We start from the raw sequence: 10844 nt of genomic DNA, 5'->3' as shown, positions 1-10844 counted from the left end.
TGCTTTCTGTTTTCAGACAGGATGAATGATGTCATCTTTTTCAAGATTGGTATTTGTTGGATTCTTTGCATCTGTTGTGCAAAATTATTGCTAGCCATATATCCAGTATTAAACTGGCTGTCAGGCATGTGTTTGAATGCATCTTCTTCTATATCTAAATAGCGAGCTAGGTCAGTCAATAACCATTCTTTTTGCCCAACCAAATCTTCAAATAAATATACTTTAACATGTTTGAAGGCCTGCTGATATGTGGCAATAGACATTGTGTATTTGCTGGCTCCAACATAATCGTAAGCAGGGAGCCAATTGCTTTTTTTACGATTGGCCCATGCTTCAATGGCCTCTTCAAAAGAAAGTTTTTCATCAAAGCCAGTGTTAAATACAAACTGAGAAAACATTCGGTCAACCGGTTGACGAAGAATGAAAATAAATTTAATTTCATCGGCATTGGGATGCAAGGACTTTATATTTTTAATAATGTTTTCACACCAATCTACATAAAAGTAGCTGACAGATTTTTCCCCACTAAGACAATTTTTTTCGTTCGTATTGAATTGAAAATGAGCATTATATTCTTCAAAATTGTTAGGATGATTAATTTGATGCTTGCTATATTTTTGCTCTTGCTCATAAAATGAATAGAAGTTCATTTCCTGCTCAGGCATAAATAGCTGATTGTGTTTGCTCAAATATCTGCTCAAAGTAGTGGTTCCTGATTTAGGAGCGCCTCCAATAATAAAGCCGGGAAGTTTTGTAATATATTCTGTCTTTTGGTTCAACTGGATGTTTTATTCAAAATTAACGAATTGATTTCATTATAAAATGTGGAAGGGAGAGATTCTCAGCAGTAAATATTAATAGCTGATTTTGATTAAGCTCAGTGATTATTCTTTATTTACTTTTTTTAAGAAATTTAACGGGCTGATCATTTGAGTTCGCATGCTTAATAAAATAAAAACCGTCTGCCAGCTCCTTGATTTCTATTTGATTTGTAGAATACATCAATTTTCCATGAAGCATCATCTTTCCTGATATATCTGTAATAATATAATTTGTTCCAATATATTCAAAAGGGATTTGAATGGACAATATTGTTGAAACTGGATTGGGGTATATATGAAATTTTTCATAGTCTTTTTGCACTTTACTTGTTGAAGTGATATGCAATAATGCTATTGTCGAAATATCATTGCATTGATCCAATGACAGGCAGCATCTGAATTTTTGATTGTTGTTTGATTCAAGCAGATTGCTTACAATTAAAGTGTCGTTTGTTACTCCAAAATATTGACTATCGTTGATTAAATTCTTGTAAGCAGTACCTTCATCTACTTGCCATTGATAAGTAACATGTGAGTCGATGGCTTCAACGATAAATTGTGTTTGTGCACCTAAAGTAGCAGTTTGGTCAGTCGGATTGGTTTTAATTAAGCTGCAATTGGCTATTTTGCTGTCAATACAATTTAGTATTTCTCTATTGCCCAATTCATAAAAATCCCAAATGGCTACTGTTCCTACTATGCGCAAATTATGTATGTTTATTTGCAATGGAACCGTAAAACTGAACACCAATGAATCTTCCTGGTTTAATGAAGGATTGGTGGCACCAAAGTCTCCCCAAGGTCCTTTGAGCATGTCTCTCACCACATCCATATGCATGTAGTTTTTTATCGGGTCTCCCTTGCCATAAAAAGGATGTCCTGGTGTATTGTTATAGTTATTGAGTTGATCATATCCAGGCCCTGAATGATGTACACTATCTTCAACTACATATAAATTGAAAATAATATAATCGACAAAATTTTCTAATGCTTTGCCTTTTAACTTGACCACAATTTTCCTGTTGTCGGAATTGTAATTTATTTTCATGTTTAATTGATATCTGGCTGTCATAGCCAAACGCTCATTTATAGCCTCTTGCCAATTATCTCTTCCCAAACCAATACTGCTTCCACCAATTGATGTAATTGATCTGTCGACAGTAGCACTTGGAATACCAGTGAGATAAGATGAAAACCAAAGCTTAGATTGAGGAATACTCATTGAATCTTTGAAGAAGTTAAAACAATGGTGTTTTACAACTATGCAATTGGGAATGCTGTCTTTGATATTTTGAGCAAAAAGATCTCCTTCGGGTGAATATTGAACTAAGGCAGATGTTGAAACTTCCAATAAAACATTTTTTTTGTTTCCCGTACTAAGTTCAGTTGAAATTAGTTGTTGAGGGTGCAATTTTGTAATACCTAAAAGTAAAAAGAGTAGTAATGCTTGTTTCATCTGTTTATAATTTTTTTTAGTTGCCAGATGGAACTCACATATAGTCATTTTCTTGTGCCTGCACACCGAAGTGTTTCGGCACACTGGTGTGTGTGTAAAATTATACTTATGCTTGTTTCATCTATCTAGGAATAGTAGAATTTAAAGAGCAAATTAGCTAATTATTTTTATAGAAACTAGATTGGATTTTGATAATAAAAACACAGATTTATTTAGTAAGTTTTAGAGATGATGTATGCTAATGAGAAGATTATTCAGTGATATAAAACGTTTTGCCTGAAATATGTGGAATTTCCTCGACTTTGAAAAGCTCAATGACGGATTGTTTCAGTTTTTCTTAGGTGAATTTAATTATTTATCTCAACACTCCATTTTATATTCTCTAGTCGTTTTTTAATCAATTTAAATGATTCCAAAATCATATCTTCATTTGGAAAGTCTCCATAGACCAATTGTTTAAAAGTGTCAGAATACTCCTTTTTTATTTGTTCCCATGTTTTTTCCAGTTCAGCGAAAAATAGTGATTGATTTGGATGGTTAGTCAACCAATCATTATTGTTTCGAAAACTATAAACATCGTCATGAGCTACTCTTAAAAGCATGACATCAAAATCTTCTGAATTAAAGAATGTTGAAAATTTATCATTCTTTAAAAGTTGATGTAAATCATAGGTGTGACGCACTTTGGCTCTTAAATCTTCAATTGGATTTTCACTATATGAAAAACGTACCAATGACATTATTTTTTCACAAATCGTTCTTTTAGTATCCAGTACTTGAACTGTGAATGGTTGCAAGCAGTAATCTTTAATCATTTTTTCTTGCCCAGTTTCTAGCATCATGTCGTAAATGAAGGATTTAATTTTACTGGTAGTAAAAGGCTCAAAGTATCCCAACCAGGTTGATTCAAGAATTATTACATCACGAACTTGACCAAAATCACCCTTGAATGATTTAGGATAACTATGCCCTGTTTTTCTGTTCATACCCATTTTCTGAGTAACACCTTCAATCTCAACTTCTGGCATTATAGCTTCTACTACATTTGTAATGGTTTTAATTTTATTCTTCAGCTGATTGGCTGTTTCTTTTTCGGTTCGAGTAACCACCAAATCGATATCCTCGGAAAAACGATCAATTAGTCCATAACATTTTGTTAAAGCAGTCCCCCCTTGAAATACGGTCTGTTTGCCAATTTCGTGATTGAAGATGGTATGCAAAGCATAAGTTACCCAGTAATCTTTTTCTATATAAATTTCTTTTAACTGCATTTGTTGAGCAGTTGCTCTGATTGCCTGATCAAATAGTTTAGTGTCGTTATGTAAGTTCATCTATTTAATATTCCAGTTTAAGCTAGTTGATAGAATACTTGGTGACAACGATAGTTTATATAAAGTAATGGGGTTTAAAGTATTTAGCAACTCATTTAAATTAACATTTGACTTCAAATCTTCCAATAAAGCTCCAAGCAAAGCACGGGTAGCCGGAGGATACTTCATACTTAAACGTATTATACTCTGTTGCTTTTGCAAATCCAATTTATAGATTAGGGTCTTTAAGCGTTTACAAGATGTTTCGATACTAGTATCTGGTATTTTCTTTATAAAGCGAATCGCATCCAATATTTGTAATAAAGGGATATTGTCTTTATTAATAATGTTTTTTTGTTTAATAAAACGGATGTTGTATATACCCCGTTTTAGAGATGGACGTGTTTCGTTGCGACCTATTTGTATTGTATTGCTAATTTGAGTGGTGAATCCCAATTGGTTATAAATGCCTAATCCTGTAATATAACCTATCAGCTTCCCATCATTTTCTAATAAATCTTTTACAATTTGTTTTTGATTAGGTTGCAGAGTGCCAAAAGGTGTTGGTTCCGGTTTGTAAAATTTTCCTTTTGATAGTTTGGCAATTTTTCCTGAGACCACCATGCGGTTGAGAGCCTTTATAACAGCTTCTTTTTTATTCACCTCAGTAATAAAATCACTATAGGTGAAAACATAACCTTTTGGAAGTCTTTCTATCTTACTTGTAATGTAATCAACAACTTTCATATTAACTTAACCAATGTAATTACCTCTAAAATGTCCAGTTTCTTTACTAAAATACTGGACAAATATAGTAGATTATTCATTACCGATACGCCTCCTTTTAGCACTATCATTTTAATCATTTGTACTAACTCTATAAAAATCACTTAAAACATTGCTTTTATCTGCTTTAAAATGTTCAATTGGTTCAGTTTGGAGTTGGAATGAAGTTCATCCATGGACATTAGATCCAATGTTATTAGATTTTAACGGTTGGTATAGATATGATGAATGGACTCCTGCTGGTCATGCTTTCCATACTTATTCAAATTTTATAATTTATCATGTAAATCCATAAATTGGTTGTATGAAAAATTCACTGATTATCGCAATTATTTTGTTTATTATATCAGTTATATTATCATGTGAGCAAGAACCCGATAAGAGTTATGTTCCCCCTCCAAACTTATCTTTAAAAATTGGATTCCCTGACACGATGTTTCTTCTCAATTATTTTTCACTAGAAGAAATCGCAAATGGATATCTAGCAGATTCTTTATTATTTTATATTGATTCAGAAGGGGTAAGACAATATCAGGAACTCGTTTGGATACATCAAAATCACAACAATAATCTTATCATACAATATCCATATTTTAGAATATCATTTGGAACTATTGTCTATAAAAGCTCAATAGAAAACATTAAAAATTGGTTTATAGAATGGCCAGATGGAAATATCGACACTCTATTTGCAGATTATTATCGTGATCTTAAAACACCAAATCCTTGTAATTGTCAGGATCCTTTGAGAGAATTAAAGTTTAATGGTAAGTCATATGTTGAAAAAACAAACTATGACAGAAACGGAGTATATATTTTCAACCCATAACAATAGTTGCTTCATGGTAACAAATAAGAAGCAAATCTTGTGATATGCTGTGTAGTATAACTTCATTTTCACGAAAACTATTATAACCACTGCATTACGAAAAATGTGCCCGCCTGAATGTCATAGTCGGGCAGGCTTTTCTGAAGGCAAAGTCTGACGTTACAAACCTATCTATTAAATTCTTTTCAGTTCGAGCTGCTTTTTTATGTGCATTGTACAAAGAAAAGGATCTTTTTACTTTTCTTTTGCTGAACAGACAAAAGGCCATAATAGTGTAGCTCTACATTTGTAAGCACTATATGAAAACCTAAAATCTATTTGCAAGTAATTTGCAAACAAATGTTAACATTTATATATGGGGCATTGTCTGAATCTACTGGCCATTTCTGATATTTCTTTGCTGATAGTTTCGTATAAGTAAATGAACGTAAGAACACAGATTTTCAAATCATGATTATTAATAATGTAGTTTATTTCGTCTACATTATTAATCAGGTCTTTAAGCAAAGATTTATGGTTTGCTTATTAGCTTTAATAAATTAATACCTGGTTCTGTGATTTTATACTTTTGATTTGGATGTGTCCTTCTCTCAGGATATTCCATTGAAATCCAACCTAAATCTATGAGTGGGTCTAAATATTTTTTTCTATTGTCTGAATGATTACTTAAACTAATTGCATTAAACAAATCTTCACGTTTAATCCATTTAGTAGTTACAACAAGTATATCAAACACTCTACTATTTACTTCTTTATTAAGCACCTCAAGAGCTTGGTTACCAGCTTGGTCGCCAGCTTGGTTACAATAAGAAATAATATCTTATATATTGCTGAATACTAGTCTTGTAGCTTGGTCGTTAGCTTGGTCGGAAAATGAGCAGTTTCAATAATAGAATCAGGAGAACTGTTATTAGCCATTGCATCATAAATTGTCGGAAAACCTGTGCCACGATCTTCCATAAGTTGTAATTCTTTCAGAAAATCTCCAACTCTTCTGTTAGGATACTACCTGTCAATAATTTGCTTTTGTGTGGCCATTACTTTAGCATTAACTGGGGTGGTCACTTTTCCCGGATTCTCCTATGTTGTACCTAAAACAAAAAACCCTTGATAAATTACTTATTATCAAGGGTTTCGGGATTTAGTATGTGACTCTGGAGGGATTCAAACCCCCAACCTCCTGATCCGTAGTCAGAATCTGTGGAAGTTGTTTGATTGCAAAAGCCTTTAAAATGAGTTTTAATGGCTGTTTATTGTTGTTAAGTTTCATTTGATTTCAAATAATATCTATATTTGTATGCAAATTGTATGCAAATGGTATTCGAATATGAAAGCACTGACATCAATAATTCTTGATACTCGAAGGTCTAAATCGAATGGACTTTTTCCAGTAAAACTTAGAATCACATATAATCGACAACAGAAGTATTATCCAACTGACTTTGATTTGTCACCAAATGACTTTAAAGCAGTTTATGAGCCTAATCCAAGAAAGAATTATAAAGCTATTAGAAATAAATTTGATGATATAGAAACTGATGCAAGAAAAGTTGTAGAAAAGCTGTCTGTATTTAGTTTTAAGAAGTTTGAGAGTACTCTATTTAATTTGGTTAAAAGCACTTATTTAAAGGATTATTATGACAGTTATATAATGAGTCTTGAAAATGAAGGAAAAATAAAGACTGCAGAATCATACAGATGCAGTATAAACTCCTTAATCACATTTGCTAATGATAAACTTAAGTGCGATGATATCAATTTTGATTTTCTAAAAGAATATGAGAAATGGATGCTAAAATCAAAAAAGTCTTATTCTACAATTGGAATTTATCTTAGGTCACTTCGGTCAATTATTAACAAAGCAATAAATGATGGGAGCTTGCATCCTGATTTGTACCCTTTTGGAAAGAATCAATATCAAATTAAAAAAGCCCCTAAGTCGAAGAAAGCTTTAAAACCTTCTGATATTGAAGTCTTTTTTAAGCATGATTACAAGTCATTGGCTGAAAAAGAGAAGGCTAAGAATTTTTGGTTTTTCAGTTTTTTTGGTAATGGTATTAATTTTAAGGATATCGCCAATCTTAGATACAAAAATATTGATGGAGATTATTGTTGTTTTTTAAGAGCAAAAACAACAGAAGCTAGCTCTGAAGTAATTGAGGTTAGATTTTATCTGCTTTCAGAACTTAAAAAAATAATTTCAAAATATGGAAATAAGAACAGAACACTTAACAATTATATTTTTCCAATACTGAAAGAAGGTATGTCTCCAAAAGATCAAAATAGGAAAATTGCTCAATTTATTAAGACAACAAATAAATGGCTTGGAAGGATATCTGAAGACCTGAAATTAGAATTTAAAATAACTACCTATACTGCAAGGCATAGTTTTGCAACACACTTAAAAAATAAGAATGCATCTACAGAGTATATTTCTGAATCACTTGGTCATTCTAACATATATACTACAAAGGCATACTTGGATAGCTTTGGTGATGAATTAAAGAAGAAGAACGCTGAAGAACTATTGAAATTCTGAAGATTGTAAATAATCATGCATCTAGTTATTGAGCAAATTGTTTATTTCATAAAACTTTATGATAGTGTGGAGCTATAGTAATGTCCTCGCAGAATTAAGTGCCTTTTGTATTATACAAACTACAGAGGTCTACTTAGATAGCTTTTGAGATTTCATGAAAAGGTCCGGTAATTTGTGCCTTGCTCTCGGAAAAGCAATTTTTCCGAGAGCTGCAATTTGAAGCCTTTATGTTGTAATACTTGAGAGTGATAAATTGATTTTTTGTTAATCTCGAAGGTTCGAATGCCTCTCTACAGGGCAAAATTCCCAGATGTTTTATTTGCCATCATCATGCAATCAACTAAAGATGGCAAATTTAAAGGGAGTAATGAATATGCTCATAATTCTGATATAAATATAAAGATAGAAAAAGGTGTTGCTGAGACAATTAAAAACAGGTTTGGCAAGTTAGGAACCTATGAGGTTTTCTATTAGAGCAGAATGTAGAAACTACCATGGCAAAGAAAAGGCGAATTTATTCTAAAAATGTCATTTGGTCTGTAACTTCGGACTTTGCCTTCGGAAAAGCACATTTTTCCGAAGGCCTATAAACACTAGGATTATTTATTATCTTTGATTAAGAATATGAAAAATGGAAAAGTTCGAGTCCTGTCCCTGCTACTAGACGGGAATGAAGTAAAACATTAACTTCATTCCCTTTTTTTATGTCCTTTCTTTTCTTTGACAAGGCTAAAAGGTGGGCGCATAGATTTACTAGCTCTTAAACAAAAAGAGAATAGTATTTATGAATTTGAAGTTTTTGAAGTAAAAATAGGAAATAATCCAGATTTAAAAGGAGCTGTTGCACAACAACTTAAAGATTATCAAGAGTATATTCTTAGAAATTTCAAGGATTTTAAGTTTTGTTATGAAAAGCACTACGAACAAAAAAAATATCTTGGATTGTTTTCAATTCCAGATTATGACAGAATAAAAATTGAACAGCCTGTATCTGGAAGAGTGATTATTGGAGGTTATAATGAAATAGCAAAAAAGTATATTGATAATTTAGAAGAACAGGGTATTATTGTACAAACATTTAACTACTAACTTTAAAACCACAATCCCACATATGCCCAAATTTATTACTGGAAAAGAGCTTGAAGATGCAGTTTGTGAAATTATTTACAAGGCAAACGAGAGTATTTTAATCGTCTCGCCATACATTAAATTAGATAAATATTTTGAAAAATTATTCGAACAACATATAGATAATTATAAAATTCAAATCACTATAGTATTTGGCAAGAATGAAGGAAATGTAACTAAAAGTTTAAGTATCAGAGATTTCGAGTTTTTCAAAAAATTTCATGATATTACTATCGTTTATGTACCAACGCTTCATGCAAAGTATTATTCAAATGAAAAAGTAGGCTTAATAACTTCTATAAATCTTCACGAATATTCTGTTAAGCATAACATTGAATATGGTGTTTTATTTGATACTTCTTTTTTGAGTAGAGCTGATAAAACGGATTTAGAGGCGTGGCAATTTTCTAATAATTTGGCAAATGAGAACGATGTAATTTATATAAAAAGGGCAATTATTGAAAAGAAGCGATTGAGTCAGAATTTTATAGGATCAAAAGTATTATTTGATGTTACCGATAGTTTAATTCGGAATCGAAAATATGAATCTAAAAGGATTTCGGATTTTCCCAATTTTATTGAAGAAAGCAAAAAGAAATCAAAGGTCAGGCCGACAAGAGCAGAAGTTGAATCAACAGTTGAAAATGAAAAGACAATAGTCAAAGCAAACACAAAAAAAGGCTTTTGTATTCGATGTGGAATAGATGAGTATTTTAATATACTATCACCTCTTTGCACAGATTGTTGGAAAAAATGGGTGCATTATGAGGATAAAAACTTTAGAGAGAAATATTGTCATAATTGTGGTGAAAAGCGTATTACTTCAATGGCACAGCCTATATGTTATTCTTGTCGATAAATTAGTACAGCCAATTCTCTAGGCTTGAACATTTACTCCTAATTTAATTCAATATTTTATTTGTGTAATTATTCCTTAATTTTGAATAGAATCTTCATTTTCAAATTAATAGCATAAAACTAATCAGATGAAAAAAGTTGTTGCACTTGGCTTGATCATGCTTTGGTCAGTATTAATCTCCTTTTCTCAAAGTAACTCAAAACCGAAAATCGTTTATAAAATTGGCAGTGTTCGGGTATCGGTTTGGGATAATCCCAAAGAAGGCAAGTATGGATCATATACAGAAAAGAACTTCAAAGTAGAGCGTATCTATAAAAGTGATGATAAATGGGAATCCACCAACTATTACAATGCGGATGAATTGCTGCAATTAAAAGCTGTGATTGACCTGGCTATTGGGGAAGAATTGGTGGTTACAAATAGCGAATAAAATTGGATTATTTATATTATTATTTACAGAACTATCTAGGTAATAAAATTAAATTTATTGTATATTAGTTGTTTGAAGAGATGGATTTGTGGTTGATTTTCAAAACCTAAATGAATACACAATATTATGATCAAAAAACTAGGTTTACTATTTTTTTCTATTGTATTATGCAGTCATAGTTTTGCCCAAAAACTTACTTTAAACGACCTAACGCAATTATGTAATAAAGAAAACTGGGAAGATGTTAACCAAAGATTATTATCAAAAAATTGGACATATTATGACTCAAAAAAAGGAAATAGTGAAAAATACAATACCATAACGTGGTCATTTAATAAGGAAAGTTATAGCGACAAAGCTCAAGCATGGTTTTATCTATATACTTACGAAGGATTTCCAAATAAAATTTCCTATTCATTTTTTAATAAAGAATCTTACACCGTAATTCAAAATTCGTTGACTTCAAAAGGATTTAAGCTTATTGATAGTGAAATAGAAGATAACGAACTGATCTCATCCTATGGAAATACAAGTTTTCTTTTAGATATTTCTACATCACGAATGGAAGATGACGATTGGTCAAGTGCAAGTGTTACAGCCTATCGTATAATTTTAGTTAAGAAATCGAGTATTTATGATCCTGACAATGGACTCAAGAAGGATTATTATTATGGCGATGTTTTGCA

The 10844-nt window shown here is 31.6% G+C and carries 12 protein-coding genes and 1 pseudogene; 7 read left to right on the top strand and 6 right to left on the bottom strand.

The window, feature by feature from the left end; translation table 11 throughout:
* The 4 genes from HOG71_03825 to HOG71_03810 form a co-directional block, all read right to left on the bottom strand.
* Window positions 1–779: sulfotransferase (locus tag HOG71_03825; GenBank protein ID MBT5989961.1), on the bottom strand; the 779-nt coding region annotated here is incomplete at its 3' end.
* A 112-nt stretch (window positions 780–891) separates the two neighbouring features.
* Complete coding sequence (locus HOG71_03820) at window positions 892–2277, bottom strand: Omp28-related outer membrane protein (protein ID MBT5989960.1); 1386 nt, start codon at window positions 2275–2277, stop codon at window positions 892–894.
* Between the two features lie 347 nt (window positions 2278–2624).
* Window positions 2625–3608, bottom strand: coding sequence for a nucleotidyl transferase AbiEii/AbiGii toxin family protein (locus HOG71_03815; GenBank protein MBT5989959.1), 984 nt, complete (start codon window positions 3606–3608; stop codon window positions 2625–2627).
* Complete coding sequence (locus HOG71_03810; GenBank protein MBT5989958.1) at window positions 3609–4334, bottom strand: hypothetical protein; 726 nt, start codon at window positions 4332–4334, stop codon at window positions 3609–3611.
* 343 nt (window positions 4335–4677) lie between these two features.
* Between HOG71_03810 and HOG71_03805 the strand changes: the two genes are divergently transcribed.
* Window positions 4678–5202: a hypothetical protein gene (locus tag HOG71_03805; GenBank protein ID MBT5989957.1), complete on the top strand. Its 525-nt coding sequence runs from the start codon at window positions 4678–4680 to the stop codon at window positions 5200–5202.
* 511 nt (window positions 5203–5713) lie between these two features.
* Here the strand turns inward: HOG71_03805 and HOG71_03800 are convergent.
* A complete protein-coding gene (locus HOG71_03800) occupies window positions 5714–5965 on the bottom strand; it encodes a hypothetical protein (GenBank protein MBT5989956.1) in 252 nt (83 codons plus the stop codon).
* A 74-nt stretch (window positions 5966–6039) separates the two neighbouring features.
* Window positions 6040–6240: pseudogene (locus tag HOG71_03795) on the bottom strand (hypothetical protein).
* 289 nt (window positions 6241–6529) lie between these two features.
* On the opposite strand from HOG71_03795, the gene HOG71_03790 reads away from it, so the two are divergent.
* The 6 genes from HOG71_03790 to HOG71_03765 all read left to right on the top strand — a co-directional run.
* Window positions 6530–7741 (top strand): tyrosine-type recombinase/integrase, encoded by a 1212-nt coding sequence (locus HOG71_03790; protein ID MBT5989955.1) that lies wholly within the window; start codon window positions 6530–6532, stop codon window positions 7739–7741.
* Window positions 7742–8002: 261 nt separating this feature from the next.
* Window positions 8003–8215 (top strand): hypothetical protein, encoded by a 213-nt coding sequence (locus HOG71_03785; protein ID MBT5989954.1) that lies wholly within the window; start codon window positions 8003–8005, stop codon window positions 8213–8215.
* Window positions 8216–8461: 246 nt separating this feature from the next.
* Window positions 8462–8830, top strand: a complete 369-nt coding sequence (locus tag HOG71_03780) for a hypothetical protein (GenBank protein ID MBT5989953.1) — start codon at window positions 8462–8464, stop codon at window positions 8828–8830.
* Window positions 8831–8852: 22 nt separating this feature from the next.
* On the top strand, window positions 8853–9728 hold the full coding sequence (locus HOG71_03775) for a hypothetical protein (GenBank protein ID MBT5989952.1): 876 nt from the start codon (window positions 8853–8855) through the stop codon (window positions 9726–9728).
* Between the two features lie 127 nt (window positions 9729–9855).
* A complete protein-coding gene (locus HOG71_03770) occupies window positions 9856–10158 on the top strand; it encodes a hypothetical protein (protein ID MBT5989951.1) in 303 nt (100 codons plus the stop codon).
* 126 nt (window positions 10159–10284) lie between these two features.
* A partial coding sequence (locus tag HOG71_03765) for a hypothetical protein (protein MBT5989950.1) occupies window positions 10285–10844 on the top strand: 560 nt, incomplete at its 3' end.

The sequence above is a fragment of the Bacteroidota bacterium genome, from assembly GCA_018698135.1.
Classification (GTDB): domain Bacteria; phylum Bacteroidota; class Bacteroidia; order CAILMK01; family JAAYUY01; genus JABINZ01.
Note: the sequence above shows the minus strand (reverse complement) of the source record. Positions and strands in the feature narration are given on the sequence as shown.